At 58.5% G+C, this 20130-nt stretch carries 19 protein-coding genes; 7 read left to right on the forward strand and 12 right to left on the reverse strand.

Going from position 1 to position 20130, the window contains the following annotated elements; translation table 11 throughout:
* Positions 1 to 13: 13 nt before the first annotated feature.
* Positions 14 to 865, reverse strand: a complete 852-nt coding sequence (locus HNQ72_RS18355) for a transporter substrate-binding domain-containing protein (RefSeq protein WP_183994003.1) — start codon at positions 863 to 865, stop codon at positions 14 to 16.
* Between the two features lie 235 nt (positions 866 to 1100).
* Between HNQ72_RS18355 and HNQ72_RS18360 the strand changes: the two genes are divergently transcribed.
* On the forward strand, positions 1101 to 1322 hold the full coding sequence (locus tag HNQ72_RS18360) for a hypothetical protein (RefSeq protein WP_183994005.1): 222 nt from the start codon (positions 1101 to 1103) through the stop codon (positions 1320 to 1322).
* Positions 1323 to 1406: 84 nt separating this feature from the next.
* On the opposite strand, the gene HNQ72_RS18365 is transcribed toward HNQ72_RS18360, so the two are convergent.
* The 6 genes from HNQ72_RS18365 to HNQ72_RS18390 all read right to left on the reverse strand — a co-directional run bounded on the left by HNQ72_RS18365 (position 1407) and on the right by HNQ72_RS18390 (position 7388).
* Positions 1407 to 2162, reverse strand: coding sequence for an SDR family NAD(P)-dependent oxidoreductase (locus tag HNQ72_RS18365; protein WP_183994007.1), 756 nt, complete (start codon positions 2160 to 2162; stop codon positions 1407 to 1409).
* Positions 2155 to 3039, reverse strand: coding sequence for a polysaccharide deacetylase family protein (locus HNQ72_RS18370; RefSeq protein ID WP_183994009.1), 885 nt, complete (start codon positions 3037 to 3039; stop codon positions 2155 to 2157). The genes HNQ72_RS18365 and HNQ72_RS18370 overlap by 8 nt, the downstream gene beginning before the upstream one ends.
* Before the next feature lie 22 nt (positions 3040 to 3061).
* Positions 3062 to 4774, reverse strand: a complete 1713-nt coding sequence (locus tag HNQ72_RS18375; protein WP_183994011.1) for a dipeptide ABC transporter ATP-binding protein — start codon at positions 4772 to 4774, stop codon at positions 3062 to 3064.
* A complete protein-coding gene (locus tag HNQ72_RS18380; RefSeq protein ID WP_183994013.1) occupies positions 4771 to 5646 on the reverse strand; it encodes an ABC transporter permease in 876 nt (291 codons plus the stop codon). Before HNQ72_RS18380 ends, HNQ72_RS18375 begins: the two co-directional genes overlap by 4 nt.
* Positions 5646 to 6617: an ABC transporter permease gene (locus HNQ72_RS18385; protein ID WP_183994015.1), complete on the reverse strand. Its 972-nt coding sequence runs from the start codon at positions 6615 to 6617 to the stop codon at positions 5646 to 5648. The genes HNQ72_RS18380 and HNQ72_RS18385 overlap by 1 nt, the downstream gene beginning before the upstream one ends.
* A 69-nt stretch (positions 6618 to 6686) precedes the next feature.
* Positions 6687 to 7388 carry a creatininase family protein gene (locus HNQ72_RS18390; protein ID WP_183994017.1) on the reverse strand — a complete coding sequence of 234 codons (702 nt, stop codon included), beginning with the start codon at positions 7386 to 7388 and terminating at the stop codon, positions 6687 to 6689.
* 45 nt (positions 7389 to 7433) lie between these two features.
* On the opposite strand from HNQ72_RS18390, the gene HNQ72_RS18395 reads away from it, so the two are divergent.
* From HNQ72_RS18395 to HNQ72_RS18415, 5 genes are all read left to right on the forward strand, one after another.
* Positions 7434 to 8156 carry a MarR family winged helix-turn-helix transcriptional regulator gene (locus HNQ72_RS18395; RefSeq protein WP_244654448.1) on the forward strand — a complete coding sequence of 241 codons (723 nt, stop codon included), beginning with the start codon at positions 7434 to 7436 and terminating at the stop codon, positions 8154 to 8156.
* Entirely contained in the window at positions 8153 to 9745 is a 1593-nt protein-coding gene (locus HNQ72_RS18400; RefSeq protein ID WP_183994019.1) for an ABC transporter substrate-binding protein, read from the forward strand. The genes HNQ72_RS18395 and HNQ72_RS18400 overlap by 4 nt, the downstream gene beginning before the upstream one ends.
* Before the next feature lie 71 nt (positions 9746 to 9816).
* Positions 9817 to 10761: an isoaspartyl peptidase/L-asparaginase family protein gene (locus tag HNQ72_RS18405; RefSeq protein ID WP_183994021.1), complete on the forward strand. Its 945-nt coding sequence runs from the start codon at positions 9817 to 9819 to the stop codon at positions 10759 to 10761.
* 158 nt (positions 10762 to 10919) lie between these two features.
* Positions 10920 to 11366, forward strand: coding sequence for an RrF2 family transcriptional regulator (locus HNQ72_RS18410; protein ID WP_183994023.1), 447 nt, complete (start codon positions 10920 to 10922; stop codon positions 11364 to 11366).
* 134 nt (positions 11367 to 11500) lie between these two features.
* Positions 11501 to 11746, forward strand: coding sequence for a DUF982 domain-containing protein (locus HNQ72_RS18415; RefSeq protein WP_183825422.1), 246 nt, complete (start codon positions 11501 to 11503; stop codon positions 11744 to 11746).
* 35 nt (positions 11747 to 11781) lie between these two features.
* Here the strand turns inward: HNQ72_RS18415 and HNQ72_RS18420 are convergent, their stop codons facing one another.
* From HNQ72_RS18420 to HNQ72_RS18440, 5 genes are all read right to left on the reverse strand, one after another.
* Complete coding sequence (locus tag HNQ72_RS18420; protein WP_183994025.1) at positions 11782 to 13065, reverse strand: cystathionine gamma-synthase family protein; 1284 nt, start codon at positions 13063 to 13065, stop codon at positions 11782 to 11784.
* Positions 13066 to 13278: 213 nt separating this feature from the next.
* On the reverse strand, positions 13279 to 14442 hold the full coding sequence (locus HNQ72_RS18425) for a sugar ABC transporter permease (RefSeq protein WP_183994027.1): 1164 nt from the start codon (positions 14440 to 14442) through the stop codon (positions 13279 to 13281).
* A 34-nt stretch (positions 14443 to 14476) separates the two neighbouring features.
* Entirely contained in the window at positions 14477 to 16009 is a 1533-nt protein-coding gene (locus HNQ72_RS18430; RefSeq protein WP_183994029.1) for a xylose ABC transporter ATP-binding protein, read from the reverse strand.
* Between the two features lie 61 nt (positions 16010 to 16070).
* A complete protein-coding gene (xylF, locus tag HNQ72_RS18435; RefSeq protein WP_183994031.1) occupies positions 16071 to 17087 on the reverse strand; it encodes a D-xylose ABC transporter substrate-binding protein in 1017 nt (338 codons plus the stop codon).
* Positions 17088 to 17422: 335 nt separating this feature from the next.
* The gene (locus tag HNQ72_RS18440; protein WP_183994033.1) at positions 17423 to 18607 is read right to left on the reverse strand and encodes an AraC family transcriptional regulator; all 1185 of its coding nucleotides are present in this window, start codon (positions 18605 to 18607) and stop codon (positions 17423 to 17425) included.
* 203 nt (positions 18608 to 18810) lie between these two features.
* Between HNQ72_RS18440 and HNQ72_RS18445 the strand changes: the two genes are divergently transcribed.
* Positions 18811 to 20064, forward strand: a complete 1254-nt coding sequence (locus tag HNQ72_RS18445) for an ABC transporter substrate-binding protein (RefSeq protein ID WP_183994035.1) — start codon at positions 18811 to 18813, stop codon at positions 20062 to 20064.
* Positions 20065 to 20130 lie beyond the last annotated feature (66 nt).

A 20130-nucleotide genomic window follows, 5' to 3' on the forward strand; every position in this document is an offset into this window, starting at 1 on the left:
CACGATGCTGGGATTACTTCAGGTTCTCGCAGGAGGCCTGATGGTCGTCATCCTTGTAGCCGTCGAAGCCCGGTGTACCGAAACCCTTGGTCGGGGTGACGATGGTCGTGCCGGCAACCGGCGTGACGCCGAACCATTTTTCGGAAAGCTTTGCCATGGAGCCGTCCAGCTTCAGGCATTCGATTGCCCGATCCACCAGATCGCGATTTGCCTCATCGCCCTTGCGGAACGAAAGCGCCCATACGAGACCTGTCACGTATTCATAGGATAGCTTCAAACGCGGGTTCTGCTTGACCGACCATGCGGCCACGGTGTTGCCGGCAAGATTGGCATCCGCGCGGCCTGCCATCACTGCTGCGACGGCATCCGTATTGGTGCCGTAACTCTCGACCTTCCAGCCGAATTCCTTTTCCTTCTCGCGCAGGAAGCTGTCATAGGCCGAGCCCTTGTTGACGGCGATCGTCTTGCCCTTGAAGTCTTCGAGCGTCTTGTATTCCGGCGCGTTGGCCGGGACGACGAAGGCGAAATTCGTATCCATGAAGCCTTCGGTGAAAAGAAGGTTCGCGGCACGCTCCTTGTTGACGGTTACCGGTGCGACGAGGAAATCATAGGTGCCGGCCTGAAGTGCCGGGATGAGACCGGAAAACTGCGCGCCGGTCAGATCGACCTTCTTGCCGAGACGTTCGCCGATCAGATCTGCCATGTCGACATTGAAACCCTCGATCTTGCCGTCGAGGGTAGGCATGGCATGTGGTGCAAAGGTCGCGTCGATCGCGGTCTTGATCGGATCGCCGAGTGCGAAAGCTGAACTGCAGGCAAAAAGTGTCGATAAGCCGACGATGCCGGCCTTTATAAAGGATTTCATCGATGTTCTCCTACTGGTGGTCCAGGCCTTTAGCGACCCTTGTTGCCGTCATAGTTCCATCGAAAATTCCGCACTGCAATATAATTTATTATTATAATCGAACTAGAATTATACGAATTCCAAATACGAAGATGCGACTTCTTTTTGAACCCGCTTTCGGAGAACCGGGCCGGTTCGAAGCTTGCCTTAAGCGTTGGTTACGTTAGATGGAAGCCGTAACCGAGGGAGCATTGATATGGACGACACGATCGAGATCGGCAATCGCGGAGACTTCGGTCTCTGGGCGATAGAGGTTGCAAAGCAGTTGGTCGCCGATCAGGGCTTCGAGCTTGCGCGTGCCGCCCGTGATGGAAATGATGACGACGTTCGTGCTGCGGGAAATGCACTTGGTCAGGCGATTACCAATGCGCTGATGGAAGTCTACGACGGTCTGACGGAAGGCATTGACGAAGAGTGACCTGAGGAGGACCTTATCTTTTTGTCAGACAGGCAAAGAATGTAAGGCAGGCGGCTTGCTGCCTCACGTCGCGGTACGGGTCGTTCACCTCACCCACTGCATGCCGTCGATCTGGATGTCCTGGCCGGTTATGAAATTCGGTTCAGCGGTTGCCAGAAACGTCACCACACTCGCGACATCCTGAGGCGTTCCTACACGTCCTAGCGATATGCCGGCAGAAAGGCTCGCCTCCCGCGCATCGATCATGGCGTTCGATCGTTCGGTCTTGATCACACCGGGGCAGACGGCATTGACGACGATTTCCGGAGCAAGTTCCTTGGCGAGTGCCTTTGTCATGCCGATGATGCCTGCCTTAGCGGCGGTGTAGGAAAATTTGCTGACGGCGCTGGTGACGCCGCCGGTATGGGCGTTCATCGACGACATGTTGATGATCCGCCCACCGCCATTCCGGCGCATCACCGGAACTGTCGGTTGAATATAGTTGAATGCACCCTTGAGATTGATGGCGATCGTGGTGTCAAACTCTTGTTCGGAGATCTCCTCGATCCCTTTTGACATCGAACGGCCCGCATTATTGAACAGGATGTCGATGCGGCCCCATTGCCGGTCGACCTCCGCAACAATTTCGGCAGCGCGGGCATGATTGCTGACATCCGCGATGAATGTCAGTGCCTGGCGTCCGAGCTCGCTGATTTCAACGGCAGTGCGCGCAAGGTCCTCTTCGATCAGGTCGACGATCACGATATCGAAGCCATGGCGGGCGAGATCGAGGGCGCAGCCTCGGCCGATGCCGCGACCGCCGCCGGTGACGATCGCAACCTTCCTCTGTCCATCAGACACCGGAATCCTCCTTCACAAAACGAGCGATATCCGCATGGGTGGCGAACCAGACATCGTCATGAGCCTTGATATGCCGGATCAGTTCTTCGAGAATGAAGATGCGTGAGCGGTAGCCCGTGACATGCGGATGCATGGTTAGCAGAAACAGCCCGCCTTCCTGATAGGCGCGGTCGAATTCGCGCTTGAAGATGTCGAGAACGGCGGTCGGTGGCGTGTAGGGCCTGAGCGCTGTGAAACGGTTCATGTTGAAATAGACCGCGTCGTCACGGATCCATTCGACCGGCAATTCGACCATGCCCGTCGCTTCGCCCTCTTCGACGAGCTCATAGGGATCATCGTCGGCCATTAGCGAGGAATCGTAGATCAGCCCGAGTTCGCGCTCGATCTCAAGCGTCACTGAGGAAAAATCCCAGGACGGCGTGCGCATGCCGACAGGGCGGATGCCCGTGATTTTCTCCAGCGTATCGGCGGCGCGGAAATGCAGTTCGCGTTCCTTATCTGCCGGCACCTTGGTGTTCACCTCATGGATCCAGCCATGCAGGCCGATTTCATGGCCTTCAGCGATCACGCGCCGTTGCTCGTCCGGATAGAGCAGGGCGGTGACGGCCGGTACGAAGAAGGTCGCCGGAACCGAGGCGGCGGAAAGCGTTTCGAGAATACGCGGCACGCCCTTGCGATTGCCATACTGGCCTTGCGACATGCGGCCGATGGATTCGCCGCCGTCGCGCAACTCATTGGTCTCGTGGTCGCTGTCAAAGGAAAGCGCCACGGCGCAGCGCGCGCCGCCCTTCCAGGCCTTCGGTTTCAGTGATCGTCCAGCACGAACTTTCTCGACCTTGCCGCGCCAGATCTGTTCATCCCATTCCCAAGGTTCCATCTGTCCTGTTCTCCCATGATGATCATGCCGCGATCGGCAAAACTGGCACGGCTGCGAGCAGCCGCTTGGTGTAGTCGTGTTGCGGGTCGTCGTAGATACCAGCTGCATCGCCTTCCTCCACGATGCGGCCGCGATACATGATCGCCACCCGGTCGCAGAGATGCCGCACGACCGAGAGATCGTGGCTGATGAAAATCAACGACAGATCGAGTTCGGAGCGCAGGCGGATAAGAAGGTTGATGATCTGCGCCTGGATCGACACGTCGAGCGAGGCGACCGGCTCGTCGCAAACGACGACGTCCGGCTGCATGGCGAGTGCCCGTGCAATCGCGATACGCTGCCGCTGCCCGCCGGAAAACTGGTGAGGGAATCTGTTGGCGAAGGAGGGATCGAGCCCGACTGCCGACAGCCATTGGCCCACATAGCCGGGTGCTTCCGCGCGGGAAACGAGCCTGTGCGCTAGCGGGCCTTCGGCAACGATGTCACCCACGCGCATACGGCTGTTGAGCGAAGCGAACGGGTCCTGAAATATGGTCTGGACGCGGGTCGTAATCTTGCGCGGGCTGCGACCGGCGCTCATGATCGGCCTGCCGGCGAGACGAATGGTGCCGGATGTCGGCACGGTTATGCCGGCTGCCATGCGTCCGAGCGTCGACTTGCCCGAACCGGATTCACCGACAAGGCCAAGCACCTCGCCTCGTTTCAGCGTGATCGAGACGCCATCCACGGCCTGCACGACTGCCTGAGGCTGTGCGATGCCGGCGCGGATCGCCATGTTTTTGAACAGGCCGGCGTTTTTTTCGAAGCGTTTGACGGCGGTATCGATCACCAGATACGGGCTGCCGAGTGGGGGCAGGTCGCCTGTTGCAGTCTTTCGAGACGGCGGGGTAGCATCAGCTATACCGCTGCCGCGCAAAAGAAGTTCACCCGGTTTTGCCCGTGAGGGCAGGGCATCAAGCAGCGCCTTGGTATAGTCGTGCTGCGGTCTGGTCAGCACGCCGAGCGCAGGACCTATCTCGACGATCTTGCCGAAACGCATGACGGCCACCCGGTCGGCAATCGAGGCGACAGTTGCGAGATCATGGCTGATCCAGATCAGCGCCGTACCGAGCTCGGCCACGAGCTCCTTCATTTCTGCGAGGATTTCAGCCTGGATCGATACGTCCAGTGCCGTCGTCGGTTCGTCGCAGATGATCAGCTTGGGACGATGAAGCAGTGCGATCGCGATCGCCACGCGCTGGCGCATGCCGCCGGAAAACTGGTGCGGGAAAAAGTCGACCTTACGCTCGGGTTCGGTGATGCGAACCTGCGCCAGTGCCTTGATGGCCCTATTTCGTGCCTCTGCCGCGCCGATCTTTTCATGGGCTTCGAGTGCGAGCCTAATCTGCGTGCCGATGCTGAGCACCGGGTTCAGCGTCATCATCGGGTCCTGGAAAACCATGGAAATGGTCTTACCGCGGATCTCCCTCAACTCGTGCGGTTGAAGGCCGATCAGTTCGCGGCCTTCAAGCTTGATCGAGCCCTCGACGATCCGGCCGGGTTCATCGATCAGACCGATGATGGAGAAGCCGGTTATCGACTTGCCCGAGCCGGATTCGCCGACAAGGCCGAGAACCTCGCCGGGTGCGAGCGAAAAGGAAACGCCGTCGACTGCCTTGATCTCGCCCCTTGTGCTGGGGAACCAGGTGCGAAGATTGGAGACTTCGAGCAGTGGTGCAGTAGTTTCTTCGGTCATCGGCGAAGCCTCGGGTTGAGCTGGTCGCGGATCTGGTCGCCGACGAGATTGAGCGAGACGATGAACAGGATCAGCGCCACGCCGGGATAGATCGAAATCCAGTAGCGGCCGGAAAGCAGATACTGGAAGCCGTTGGCAATCAGCATGCCGAGCGATGGTTCAGTAGGTGGCAGGCCGACGCCGAGAAAGGAGAGCGTTGCTTCGAGCGAGATGGCGCTTGCCACCTGTACCGTCGCAACCACGATCAGCGGCGGCAGGGAATTGGGCAGGATGTGGCGCAGCACCACCCGTAAAGGAGACAGCGGTATGGAGAGTGCGGCCTCGACATAGTCCTTCTGCCGTTCGGCCGATGCTGCGCCATGGGCAGTGCGGGCGAAATAGGCATATTGGGCGAAGATCAGTGCGAGAATAAGCTGATAACGCCCCTGACCGAGAATGGCGGCGATGACGAAGGCGAGCAGGATTGCCGGGAACGAAAGCTGCAGATCGACAATGCGCATGACGAGGCTTTCGAAACGCCCACCGATATAGGCCGCTGCACAGCCGACGACTGCGCCAATGACGAGGGCGATGCCGCCGGCGATCACGCCCATCTGCAGCGAAATGCGCAGACCGTAGATAATCGCCGAAAGGAGATCGCGCCCCTGCGAATCTGTGCCCAGCCAATGGGTATAGCCGCCCGTACCGATATAACCCGGCGGCCTTCTTGCATCGCGCAGCACGAGATGGGCAAGATCGTAAGGGTCTTGCGGGGTTACCAGCGGAGCGACAAGCGCGATGATGACGATGAGGCCGACAACGATGGCCGCACCGAACGCGACCCTGTTGCGACGGAACTCTTCGAGAAAGTGGAAAAATGGCGTGTCGCGCATCAGGCTCTTCCCTTCCGCAGGCGCGGGTCGAGCAGCGCATAAGTAAGGTCGACCACAAGATTGATGACGATGAACAGCATGGCGACCAGCATAAGATAGGCGACCATGACGGGACGATCGAGCGATGTGATGCTGTCGATGATGAGCTTGCCGAGGCCAGGCCAGGAGAAGATAGTCTCGGTCACCACCGCAAAGGCGAGCGTGGAGCCGAATTCCAGGCCGAAGACAGTGACGAGCGGAATGGAGATCAGTCTCAGCACATGCCGGCTCAGAATGGTGAATTCCGAAATGCCGGCGGCGCGAGCGAATTTTACCGTGTCGCTCAACATCAGTTCACGCGTGCCGGCCCGTGCCAGGCGGATCATCAGCGAAAACTTGAAAAGCGCGAGGTTGAGTGCTGGCAGGACCATATGCGATAGCCCGTTGGCGGTGAGGAAACTGAAATCGACGCCGAACAGGCTCACCGTATCACCCCGTCCGCCCGCGGGCATGCAACCGCATTGCACGGCAAACAGCATGATCAGCATCAGGCCGAACCAGAAGGTAGGCACCGAAAAGCCGAGGATGGAGAGCGCCATGATGGCGCGCGACACCGGGCTGTTCGGCCGATAACCGGCATACATGCCGATCGGAATGCCGACGAGGCTGGCAAAAAGCACGGCGGCGAGCGTGAGTTCCAGCGTTGCCGGTAGGCGCGACAGGATCAACTCACTGACAGGCATGTTATAAACGAAGGAGCGGCCAAAATCGCCTTCGAGGACCCGGCCGAGGAAGCCGAGATATTGCTGCCAGAGCGGCAGGTCCAATCCGTATTGGGCGATGACGGCGGCGCGGATGTCCTGTGTCGCATCCGGCGAGATCAACACATCGATCGGATTGCCGACAGCATAGACGCCGCAAAAGACCAGCGCCGACATGGCAAGCACGACGATTGCCGCCTGCCACAGTCTTTGCAAGATGAAGCCTAGCATCTGTTCCCCTTCTCCCGTCTTCTGCGGGCTCAAAGTCTGGCGCGCATTGGCGGCCGCTGGTGGTCGCGTTTAGTGCCAGCCGTGTTCCAGAAGTTCGCGTGTCTCGGCCACCGCGACTTCCCAGATCGCCAGCATGTCCTCATCGGGACGCTGGTAGAGACCGTGATAGTTGCCGTCGCCAAGAAGGATGCGTTTGCGCTGCGTATCGACCCGTGCCAGCGCCGCGAAGTCGACCCGTGGTTTCTGCGTCGTTGGCTGGCGCGGGTCATCGGTACGCGTCCACGGGAAATTCTCCATCCAGGAAGCATGCGAAGCTGCCGGATCGATTTCGAGAACCTTCGCCATCGTCTTCGGCGCGCGCCACCAATCGTGGAATTTGACCGATGCGTCCGGATGATCGTTCAGCCATTCGGAAATCACCGTCATTGCCGGCGTGTTGCCGCCATGGCCGTTGACCACGAGGATCCGGCGGAAGCCGGAGCGGTACATACCATCGAGAAGATCGCGGATGACGCCGATATAAGTCGCAAGCGACAAGGTCAACGTGCCGGGAAAACTCGCGAAGGACGAGGCGAGACCATAAGGCAGAGCGGGAAAGACGGGAACACCCAGCGGTTCGGCCGCATCGACGGAGACTTTTTCAGCAAGGATCATGTCGGTTGCGAGACTGAGATAAGCGTGCTGCTCGACGCTTCCGATCGGCAGAATGCAGCGATCATCGCCAGCGGTCCTCGTCTCCACCTGCATCCAGTTCATGTCCGCGATCTTCACTTAACCCATCTCCATTCTTCGCTTTGGCTGATCTGCGCAAAGAAATTGCGGATCACGGCCAAGACGCACAAAAATTATGCTTTGCAGCCCTGTGTTTCAGAAAATGCAAAGTTCCAAACGGTACTAAAAAAAGAAATTGACAGCCAATTAATGCAGCGTCAAGTTCCATACGGGACTAAATTGAAAAGCGATGGGATGCCAAGCGTGCGTGAAACAGACGAACAGGCGCTGGATAATCTGCTACGGCAAGGTGGCCTTGCGGCTGCCGGAAACCGGCGTGTGGAAGATCTTGTCGCCGTCAAGCTTTGGCAAAATCCATGCTGGCTGTCGTTCCGGATCAACTTCCTGGCGTTGCAGTTCAATGAGCCGATCTACCGGCGGATCGAGAAGGAGCATGGGCTCCCGCGTCCCGAATTCGTCGTGCTCTATTCGCTCGGCCTGTCGGACGGGCTGACGGCAAGCGCTATCTGCAGCTCTTCGGGGTTCCCCAAGAATACGATCAGCCGCGCGATCCAGAAATTGATCGACAAGAACATCATCCGCCGCGAAGTCGATCAGGCGGATTTGAGAAGCTTCGTCCTCTACATCACGGACGAAGGCAAACGCATCGTCGATCAGGCCATGCAGCCGATGGTGGAGCGGGAGAGGGTCATGACCTCCGCATTGACGCCAGCCGAACAACTGATGCTGTCGGAACTGCTCGCCAAAATCGTCGTGGATTCCCCCAATTGGCCAATAATGACAAATACAGAGGAGAACGAAGAATGATTATTTCCAAGACATTTCGCACTCTTACGCTGGCGGCGGTCCTGCTCGGCAGTGTTTCCGGCGCGGCTCTGGCGGCCGATCTCACCATCGGCGTGCGTGCCGGTCCGCTGTCGATCGATCCGGATTTCACCGCAGCCGGCACTCATGCCGAGGCGATGAAGCATATCTACGATTCACTGATCAAATCGGGCAACAATCTCGAACTGGAACCGGGCCTTGCCACGTCCTGGACGGCGATCGACGACACGACCTGGGAATTCAAGCTGCGTGAGGGTGTGAAATTTCATGATGGGTCCGATTTCACTGCGGAAGACGTAAAGTTCTCCATCGAGCGCATTCCAAAAGTTGCCGGCCCCAATCCGACAACGATCTATGTTCGCCGGGTGAAAAGCACGGAGATCGTCGACGCCCACACGATTCGGGTAAAGACCGATGGCCCGGCTCCGAACCTGCCGAACGATTTCATTCGCCTCTTCGTCGTGTCGCATGTCGCTGCCAAGGATTACTCCGATAGCGCTGAGAAAGCGGCCGAAGGGTTCAACTCAGGCAAGGCGGCGATCGGCACCGGTCCCTACAAGTTCGTGTCCTGGACGCCGAAAGAACAGCTCGTGCTGGAGAGCTTCGATGGTTACTGGGGCGGCAAGGAGCCTTGGGGCAAGGTTACGCGCAAGGAAATCCCGAATGACGCAGCCCGCGTTGCACAGCTGAAGGCCGGCCAGGTCGATTTGATCGCCCGCATTCCCGCATCTGACGTTCCGACGCTCGAAACCGACAGTAAACTCAGCATCGTCCGCCAGGATAGCGTCTACCTCTTCAACATCGCCTTCGATTTCCGCGAGAAGCCGCCGCAAGTCACGGCCAAGGACGGTTCGCCTCTGCCGAAGAACCCCTTCCTCGACCCGAAGGTTCGTGAGGCTTTCGATCTTGCCATTGATCGTGAGACCATCACAGAGATCGCAATGGAAGGCATGGGTACGGTACAGTCGCAGCTCGTGACCCCCAACATCTTCGGCTACAATCCTGATGTGAAGGCACCAGCATCGGATGTCGAGAAGGCCAAGAAGCTCCTGACCGAGGCAGGTTATCCGGACGGGTTCAAGGTCGTGTTCAGCTTCACCAACGACCGCTTGCCTGGCGACAAGGACACCGGCACGACGATTGCCCAGATGCTGACGGCGATCGGCATTCAGGTCGAGGCCAATGCCCAGCCGGGTGCCGTCTACTTCCCGGCAAATACGCGCGGCGACTATTCGCTGACCATGTCGGGCTGGGGCACGCTGACGGGCGAAGCGAACTACACGCTCTCCTCGCTTGTCCACACCAACGATCCGGCAAAGAAACTTGGCGCCTTCAACATCCGCGGTTATTCCAACCCTTCGATGGACAAGCTGATCGAGGATGCTGGCGTCGAGATGGATGGCAAAAAGCGCGAGCAGCTTCTGAAGGATGCCAATGCGCTGGTCGCCAGCGACCGTCCCAACCTGTCGATTGCTTCGATCGTCTCGGCCTGGGGCATGAAGAAAGCGATCAAGATCACGCCGCGTTCAGACGAAGATACGCTTGCGATGAATATTCGCCCAGCGCAATAACGGGCCGGACACAAGAACAATCGGCCGGGCGCTTTGCCCGGCCTTTTTGCAGGTTGAAAACAGGACAGACAATGAACAGGATTGCACTCGCCATTCACGGTGGCTGCGGGGTTATGGCGAAGCTCGATCTGAGTGAGGAGGAATGGGCGGCTGCCCGTGCAGACCTTCATCGCTCGTTACAGGCTGGCTGGGCAGTGCTGGATACCGGCGGTTCTGCGCTTGACGCGGTTCAGGCCGCTGTTGTCGTTATGGAAAACAGCCCGCATTTCAATGCCGGTTATGGGGCGGCGCTAAATACCGATGGCGAGCATGAACTCGATGCATCGATCATGGACGGCAGGACATTGGAGGCGGGCGCCGTGACACTCGCCAAGCGCATCCGCAATCCGATCAAGGCGGCGCGCCGGGTCATGGAAAAGGGTGAGGCCGTGCTCCTCGGAGGCCCGGCAGCTGACGCATTCGCGCAGGCAGAAGGCCTCGATATCGTCGAACCCGATTATTTCACTACCGAGCGCCGCGTGAAGGCACTGGCTGCGATGAAGGAGCATGTTGCAGCCGGGACAGCGATCAAGGCAAGCGAGGCAGAAAAACACGGCACGGTCGGGGCCGTGGCGCTCGACCGCGCAGGTCATCTGGCGGCTGCGACATCTACTGGCGGCTATAACAACAAGCCGGCCGGGCGTATTGGCGACACACCGATCGTCGGGGCAGGGACCTATGCGCGCGACGGCGTCTGCGCCGTTTCGGGAACGGGCAAGGGGGAATTCTTCATCCGTTATGCTGTCGGCCATGAAGTGGCGAGCCGGATAAACTATCTCGGAGAAGATCTGGAAAAGGCAGCTGGCAAGGTCATCATGGAAGACCTTAAACCCCACAATATCGGCGCTGGGCTGGTGGCAGTTGCTGCGGACGGATCAATCGCCGCGCCCTATAACACGGATGGAATGTTCCGTGGCTGGGTGACATCGGAGGGCCAGTTCTTCGTTGCAACACACAGCAAGGTTTTCGAGGTTTAGGCCGCTTGAATGGGCACCGCAGCTTGATTGTCGCAAAGACAAAGGGGCAGTCTGTCTAAACTGTTACCGACAAGCGATTATTGAAGCTTTTGCTCCAGTCCTGTATCGGTCATTGGTAAGCCGGCAATCATGCCGGCAAACCGGGTTCTCAGGCATCGATGCTGACCAAAAAAGGAAAATACGGGCTCAAGGCGCTTGTCCATCTGGCGCAGATCGAACCTGGCAAGACCGCGTTCGTGAGCGACATTGCCCAGCAGAACAATATCTCCAAGAAGTTTCTCGACGCGATCCTTCTGGAATTGCGCAAGGGCGGAATACTGCGTTCCAAAAAAGGGCCGGGCGGCGGCTACGCCTTGTCCAAGCCAGCATCGGAAATTTCCATCGGCCATGCCGTGAGAATTCTCGACGGCCCGCTTGCGCCAATCCTCTGTGCCAGCAAGACCGCTTTCGAGCCTTGTGACGATTGCGATCATCCGGAAGACTGTCAGGTGCGCCATTCGATGGTGGAAGTTCGCGATGCGATTTCAGCGGTTCTGGATAACATGACGCTTGAGCAGATGGTTGCCAAAGGATCATCGGTCGAGAAAGAGATCGCCGCGCGATAAGTTGTCTCGCGTCACCAACGCCTGCACCCAAGCCTTGAATGTCGGATCGGGCCATGCCGCTTTATATTTGCGGCCTCGCCAGCCGAGTTGAATCGGGCTAAGAGGCCTGCGATTGAAGCGATGGAACGAGACCTATGAACACGCCCTGGAAAAAGCCGGTTGTCGTATCCGTTGGAGAGCCACCGGAAGAGACAGTCATCGAGACGACGCAAGCCGCTGCCTGGGCGATGATCGAGGACTGGCCAACCGAAGATGGGACGTTTCTCGACAAGGCCCTGGAAATCTGCGCCGCAGTCGATGCCGGCAGGAAAAAACCGGAAGATGCTCGGCAGGCTTTCGTCGATGCCGCGCGCGAAGCGGGCATCCTGATCCGGGCGTGATCGAGCGAGCCGACATGCAATGTCGGCGCGGGGCTTCATGCCTTGTCAAGCGCCTGAGCAAGGTCGGCAATTAGGTCGTCCGGATGCTCGATCCCGATCGATAACCGGATCGTCGAATCGAGTACGCCAATGCGCTGACGCACGTCCGCAGGTACACCGGAATGTGTCATGCTGGCGGGGTGGGATCCGAGAGATTCTGTGCCGCCGAGACTGACCGCGAGCTTGATGATCTGCAGGGCGTTGAGAAACCGGAACGCTGCGGGCTGGCCGCCTTCTATGTCGAACGAAAATGTCGAACCGGCACCGCTGCATTGCGACGCGAACACACGCCCGATGGCGGATTCCGGTTCAGCAAAGCCGAGATAGTGAAGCTTGCCAACCTTGGGGTGATCTTTGAGGAAGTCGGCGGTGGCTTTCGCGTTGCTGTTCGCGCGCTCCATCCGGATCTGCAGCGTTTCCAGCGACCGGCCGAGCATCCAGCACGAGTGAGGGTCGAGCTGAGTTCCGATCGATCCCCGCAGGGACCTTATCTGCGTGATGATCGCCTTGCTGCCGAGGGCGGCTCCGGCGATCAGGTCGGAATGTCCACCGACATATTTGGTCAGTGAATAAAGCGAGATATCGGCACCATGCTGCAACGGCCTCTGAAAGACTGGGCCGAGAAGGGTATTGTCGCAGGCGACGATGGGTGTGTGCCCCTGTTGCTCCCCGATCCGGTCGGCGATCCGTCTGACCAGCGCGATATCCACGAGGCTGTTGGTTGGATTGGCCGGTGTCTCGATGAGGATCACCGAGACGCGACCTTTTTTCATCGCCTCTTCTGCTGCCGCAGTGATCGAGCCTTCATCGGCGCCATCGGCAAAACCGACTGCTGAAACACCGAGGTTCGCAAACGTCTTCGAAAGCAGAGTTTCCGTTCCACCGTAAAGCGGCTGGGAATGCAGGATCACATCGCCGGGACGGACGAAGGCCAGCAGAGTGGTCGAGATCGCGGCCATGCCCGAGGAAAAAACGGCGCCGCTTTCCGCACGTTCATAGACCGCAAGACGATCCTCGACGATCTCGCTGTTGGGATGGTTGAAGCGCGAATAGACCAGTCCTGCGCCTCGGCCCTCCGGTGGCACCTTGCGGCCCGATACATAGTCGAAGAAATCGCGACCGTCCTCCGCCGACTTAAAGACGAAGGTCGATGTGAGGAACACCGGCGGCTTGACCGCGCCTTCGGAAAGCTCCGGATCGTAGCCGTAGTTCAGCATCTGCGTTTCCGGCTGCAGTTCGTGATTGCCGATGCTGGTCTTTGAAGGATGCGGCGAGGTCATGATGGTCTCCTGATGCGACTTGCGGCGGAACATGCCGCCTTGGCTCTGTCCTTAGATCTGGTGCAATTCGAAGCCGTTGGAAGGAGATGCCGCACAGATCTTTTCTCCCGAAGCTGCAATATCCTGCTCTTTGAGAAAACGGACACCCTGCCGAACCGGGTAAGGTTCAGCAGGGTGCATAGCAGCAACATATATTTCGTCGGGAGTGGATTTTTAGAGCCGCTTTACGCCCGAGGAAATGATGTCGAGATAGACGGCGATGACAAGGATGATGCCCTTGATGATCTGTTGCCAGAACGTATCGACGCCGAGCATGGACATGCCGTTATCGAGGCTGGCCATGATCAATGCACCGACAAGCGCGCCGATGACGGAACCGACGCCGCCGCGCATGGAGGTGCCGCCGATGAAGCAGGACGCGATTGCATCCAGTTCACCGCCGAAACCGGCGGACGGTGTGCCTGCCGCAAGGCGGGCGGTCGTCGTGATCCCTGCAAGCGCCGCCATCAGGCCCATCAGGCCAAACACCACCATCTTGACCAGATTGACGTTGACGCCGGAGAGACGCGTGGCTTCGGAGTTCGAGCCGACGGCGTAGATATAGCGACCGAATACCGTGCCCTTGGCGATGATCGTGAAGATGCCCAGCACGAAGAGCAGCATCAGGACGGGGACGGGAATGCCCTGATAAGAATTCAGCACCAGTACGAAGCCGAGTATGAACAGGCCGACGACGACGAGCTTGACCGCTTCCATCACCGGGGTCGGTACCCGCAGGTTATGCTGGAGACGCTTGCGACGTGTCCTGAACGCCATGACAAGCAGGACGAGGAAAAGCAGAACGGCGCATCCGTTGCCGAGCCAGCCGGGAAGATAGCCCTGGCCGATATAGCGCAGGCTGGGAGAAACCGGGGCGATGGTAATGCCGCCGGTCAGGCCCAGCACTGCCCCTCGAAAGGCAAGTTGCCCGCCGAGAGTTACAATGAAGGACGGGATGCCGAGATAGGCAGTCAGCCAGCCGTTCATCAGGCCAAGGGCCGCGCCGGCAAGCAGAACGAAGGATATCGTACCGGCCAGGGGCCAGCCATAGACCGCATCGAGAATGGCCGCGATACCGCCCAGAAGGCCAAGCAAGGAACCGACGGATAGATCGATTTCGCCCGCCACGATGACGAAGACCATCGCGGCCGCCAATATCCCGGTGATCGCCATCTGGCGCAGCAGGTTGGAGAAGTTACGCGCGGTCAGGAAGCCTGAGACACCCGTATCGGCATTATAGGTGAGATATCCAAACAGAGCCCAGATCAGGCCGACCACGATCAGCAGGGCTACGATCTTGTTTTCGGAAAGGAATTTTCGAAGATTTATATTCGCCATGTTTAAAGCGCCTTCTACAGCGGTAACTGCAAATTCAGGCCATCTGCGTGGACTGGCCTAAAGCCGCAGCCAGCACGTGTTCCTGGGTCAGGTTGTCATTGACGAAATCGCCGCGCAGCCGGCCTTCCCCGATCACAAGGACACGGTCGGATATCCCCAGAACTTCGGTCAGTTCGGACGACACCATCAGAACTGCCACCCCGGCCTTGGCGAGCGCGAAAATCAGTTTGTAGATTTCGTATTTTGCGCCGACATCGACGCCGCGGGTAGGTTCGTCGAGGATGAGTATACGCGGATCGGGCAGCATCATCTTGGAGAGTACCGCCTTTTGCTGGTTGCCGCCGGAAAGGGAGGCAATGGGCAGCATCGGATCGGCCGTCTTGATTTTCAGACGCAGGATTTCCGCCTGGATCTGGGCAAGCTCCTCATGCTCGTCGATGAGCCCGAAAGCGGCAAAGCGATTGAGCACCGAGATCGTCATGTTATGTCCGACGCCGATGATCGGAAGAATGCCGCTTCGCTTGCGATCTTCCGGCACCATGCAGATCCCGGCCTTGACGGCATCGCGCGGCGAGCGGATCGTGATCTCACGTCCGTCGAGATGGACACTTCCCCTGTGGCTGCCGGGATAAGCGCCGAAAAGAGTCGATACCAGTTCGGTTCGACCGGCGCCGACCAATCCCGCTATGCCCAGGATTTCACCCTTGCGGATCTTGAAGGATACGTCATCGACCACCTTCCGGTCGGGATTGGTGACATCCCAACAGGAAACATTGTGAGCTTCCAGAACGACCTCGCCGATCGCATGCTCTTCCTTAGGATAGAGGTTCTTCATCTCCCGACCGACCATCATCGTCACGATACTAGCCGTCGTCAGTTCGCCGATCGGACGTGTGGCGATATGCGTCCCGTCGCGGATTACCGTGACGGTGTCGGAAATCTCGGCCACTTCCTCGAGCTTGTGGGAAATGTAGACACAGGCGAGACCTTCCGCCTTCAAGCTCTTGATCAGATCGAGCAGGGTCCGGATTTCGGTTGCGGTCAATGCCGATGTGGGCTCATCAAGGATCAGCAGCTTGGCATCCTTGTTGAGCGCCTTGGCGATCTCGATGAGCTGCTGCTTGCCGCCGGAATAGTTGAGAACGGGTAGCGCGGGGTTGATGTCATGGACATTCAACTTGGCGAGCAGTTCCTGCGCCCGGGCGTTCATCGCATCATAGTCGAGAAAACCGTGATTGCTGATCTCGGACCCGAGGAAGATGTTTTCCGCGACGGACAGATGCGGAACCATCATCAATTCCTGGTGGATGATGGCAATGCCTGCCTTTTCCGTTTCACGGATGGACGAGGCCTTCAGTTCGTGCCCCTCCCACAGGATTTCACCCTCCCAGGTGCCATAGGGATAGACCGCGGACAGGACCTTCATCAGCGTCGACTTGCCGGCTCCGTTCTCACCGCAGAGGCCGACACATTCTCCACGGCGAACCTGGAGATGAATTCCATCCAGAGCCTTCACACCGGAGAAGCTCTTGGAGATATTCTTCATTTCGAGAAGAAATTCACTCATCGTACCCTCGTAATGGTTGAAGGCCCCGGGAACGGTTGATGTCCCGGGGCCGTTCGCTCGTTTACTTCAGGCCGATCTGTTCCTTGGTGTAGAACCCATCCTTCACATAGATGTCGATATTCTCCTTGGTGACGGCGGTAGGCGTCAGCAACAGGGTGTCCACATCCTTGGTCCCGTTGTTGATTTTCGAGGTGAATGCCGGCTTTTCACCCTTCACCAGCTGGACAGTCAGCTTTGCGGCTTCGGAGGCGATCAGCTTCAAGGGCTTGTAGACGGTGACCGTCTGGGTTCCGTCGAGCAACCGCTTGACGGCAGCAAGGTCGGAATCCTGCCCAGAAACGGCAGTCTTGCCGGCAAGGCCCTGGGCGGCAAGCGCCTGGATTGCGCCACCTGCGGTACCGTCATTGGAGGCGACCACGGCATCGATCTTGTTGTCGGCAGCCGTCAGCGCATTTTCCATGATCGAAAGCGCTTCGGTCGGGCTCCATTCCTTGACCCACTGCGAGCCGACGATCTTTACCTTGCCGGAATCTACCGCTGCCTTAAGGGCCTTTTCCTGGCCGGCGCGCAGATATTTGGCGTTATTGTCGGTTGGAGAGCCACCAAGCAGGTAGTAATTGCCTTCCGGCTTCACCTTCAGAACGTTTTCGGCCTGCATGAAACCGACGCGCTCGTTGTCGAAGGAAATATATGCATCGATATCGGCATTGAGGATCAGGCGATCATAGGACAGCACCTTGATGCCGGATGCCTTGGCGTCGGCGACGACCGCGTCGAAGACCTTGGAGTTCATCGGCACGATGACGATCGCATCGACGCCCTGGGCGATCAGGTTTTCAACCTGCTTGACCTGCTTTTCCTCATTGCCATCCGCAGACTGGACGCTGACCTTGGCGCCCAGCCCTTCGGCTGCCTGGATGAAATAGTCACGGTCACGTACCCACCGTTCGACGCGTAGATCGTCGATCGAGAAACCGATGACCGGTTTGTCGGGTGATGCGGCCGCAGTACTGATACCGGCAAAGGTGCCTGCCGCGAGACCAATTGCTGCAGTCGTAAACAAAAGAAATTTCTTCATGAACTTACCTCCTCTATGATGCGGCCGAGACCGGCACGCTCCCAACGCCCATGCTCCCCGAGCATGCAGCCCACAGACCCATGCAAGATGCCAGTATGTGGTTGTTGCCTCCTATCGTGGCTGTCGCCACGTCGTAACCATTCCGCGAAGATGCGGTAGTTACCTCCTCTTGGTGTATTTGATACGGCTGTTCCTTCGGGTTGGGAAGTGGATTTGATGCACGTACCTCAACTGCGACAATTTGTCGCAGTTGAGGTACGGAAAGACTTAAGAAATGGCTGGTTTCGGCCTTATCGGCAGGCCTGCTCCCGTGCCGGCATAACCCGATCTGAGGCCTAGCGGGTGAAACTGTTTCGTTGATATTCACGTGGGCTGCAGCCGAGCTCGCGCTTGAAGACCGTGTGCATATACTGGCTGTTGTTAAAGCCGCTGAGTTCCGCGACACGTTCCAGAGGCAGGCTTTCGTCCGCAAGCATCTCCTGCGCAAGCTGCAGCCGGTAGGCGAGCATGTCGTCGTGAACCGTGTAACCGAAGGCGCGGCGAAAGTGGGTTTCGAGCGTTGTTCGGGAGACGCCGACATAGGTGGCAACCTGCGCGACCTTGATCCCTTGGCCAGCGAACTGGCGAATATAATGACGCGCCCGCATTACGTAAGGGTCGTAGATCGGTTGGTAGCGGGAAGACATCCGGGCATTCAGCCCTTCCGGCGGGACGATCACACGGGTCTCGTCCAATGTGGCGCCGATCAGCCGGCGGTGCAGCATCGCGGCGGCGGTGCGGCCCATGCTACGGGTTCCCTGCCGCACCGAGCTGATCGGAATACGCGTCAGCATGCGCAGCAGCGGATCGTCATCGATACCGACGATCGAGACCTGTTCTGGAACCGCGATATCGGCAAGAATGCAGGCCTGCAGGATGTGGCGCGCACGGGAGTCCGTCACGGCAATCACGCCGATCGGCTTCGGCAGGCCTTTCAGCCAGGCGATCACATCGGCGAGAATTTCGTCCCAGTCCGGCCCGAACGTACCTTGTCCCTTGAAGATTTCCGGCTTTGCGCGATCCCGCGCGCAGAGCTTAAGATAGGCTTTCTCCCTTTCTTCCGACCACCGATACGAGCGGGTCTCCGGTAGTCCGTAAAAGGCAAAGCGCGGCAGGCCCATGTCGACCAGATGGGTATAGGCTTCCGTTACCAGCTTTTCGTTATCCGTCGCCACGTAAGGAAAATTGCGGGGATAATCGGCGTCCCGGTGATAGGAGCCGCCGACACCGATAACCGGTATCGACACTTCCGACAGCGCCTTGACGAATTCCGGATCGTCGAAATCCGCGATGATACCGTTTCCCGACCAGTCAGCGATCCCTGCAACGCTGTCGCGAAAATCCTCGTGCAGCAACATGTCCCAGACGGCACGTGTTGATTTCACGTAGTCGCAGACGCCTGCAATGATCTCCCGCCCGTAACTTCCACGCGCCTTGAAAAGTAGCGCGACCTGAAATTCATTGCGTTTCTTCGCGGTCATCATCTCCTCCATCAGACCCCGATTCATCAGCGATATCAACTTGTCGGTGTTTGCAAGAAAAACCTTCGCAATCATCAAGACTGTTAAAAATTATAACGAGGGGTGCAAAACCGCATGGTCTAGGCTCCAAGAATGAACCGGGGGTGGAGCCTCGGCTCGGAGGGATCTGGCGTCATCAGCCAGGCATATTGGAGGAAATTGTCATGAAATCATTTTGCCTCGGGGCCGCAACGGTCCTGGGACTGACTTTGGCTGGCTCGGCGCTGGCCGACGACGTCCGCATGCTGGCGATCGAGCCGAATGTTCCCGAAGGGCGGCAGTATTACCTCGACGTCGCAAAGGCGTATGAGGCGGAAAAACCCGGCACGAAAGTGCAGTTCGACTTTCTCGACGACACGTCGTTCAAATCCAAGCTGCCGACACTTCTTCAGTCATCCGCGCGTCCGGATGCCTTCTTCACCTGGACAGGTGGCGTTTTCGCAGAACAGGCCAAGGCCGGTGTGCTGAAGGATATCTCGGCCGATTTCACCGATGCGGACCGCAAGAACTATTCACCCTCCGGCATCCAGTCGATGAGCCATGATGGCAAGCTCTATGGCGTGCCGATGTATGCCGCGAGCGTCGTGCTCTGGTACAACAAGGCGCTTGTCGAAAAGGCTGGTGTCGACCCGAAGGCGATCAAGAATTGGGAAGACCTGCTTGCCGCCTCCAAGAAGATCCAGGGTGCTGGCATCGTGCCGATCGTCATGGGTGGCAAGGACAAATGGCCGATCGCTCTCTTTTATGGTCAGCTTGCTGCCCGTATTGCTGGCACTGACGGTGTCGCAGCTGCAGACAAGGGCGAAAACGAAGGCTTCAACAATCCGGCCTTCATCCAGGCTGGCGAAGCGCTGAAACAATTGGCCGATATCAAACCGTTCCAGCCGGGTTACATGGATACGACCCAGCCCAAGGCGGCAGGCCTGTTCGGTGACGGTAAGGGCGCCTTCTATCTGGCCGGTAACTTCCTGGTCGGTGCGCAGGCGCAGAATTCGGCCTCAGGCAAAGGACTTGGAGACGACCTCGACTTCATCACCTTCCCGGCAGTCGAGGGCGGCAAGGGCGATCCGGCCGACACGTTCGGCGGTGTCAACGGCTGGCTGGTGACCAAGGATGCGGGCAAGTCGACGGTCGATTTCCTGAAGTTTCTGACCAACAACAAGAACCAGACCGAAGGCGGCCGCCTGAAGATCTGGCTGCCGATCGGCACAGACGCCCAGTCCGGCATTGCCGATCCGCGCCTGCGCCGGATCGCCGAGGACCTTTCCAAGGCACCGCATCACCAGCTCTATCTCGACCAGATGCTCGGTGCGAGCGTCGGTGCGGCCCTCAATGACGCTGCAGCCCAGATAGTCACTGGCGACATCTCGCCGGAAGAAGCTGCAGCCCTCGTGGAAGAAGCACGCGAAATGCGCTGAGTCTCGCCTGAAGTGGGCGTGGCGAACACTCGCCGCGCCTCACCCAACACCGGACATATCGAGGAA

This window comes from Aliirhizobium wenxiniae, from assembly GCF_014201355.1.
In the GTDB taxonomy this organism is placed as follows: Bacteria; Pseudomonadota; Alphaproteobacteria; order Rhizobiales; family Rhizobiaceae; genus Neorhizobium; species Neorhizobium wenxiniae.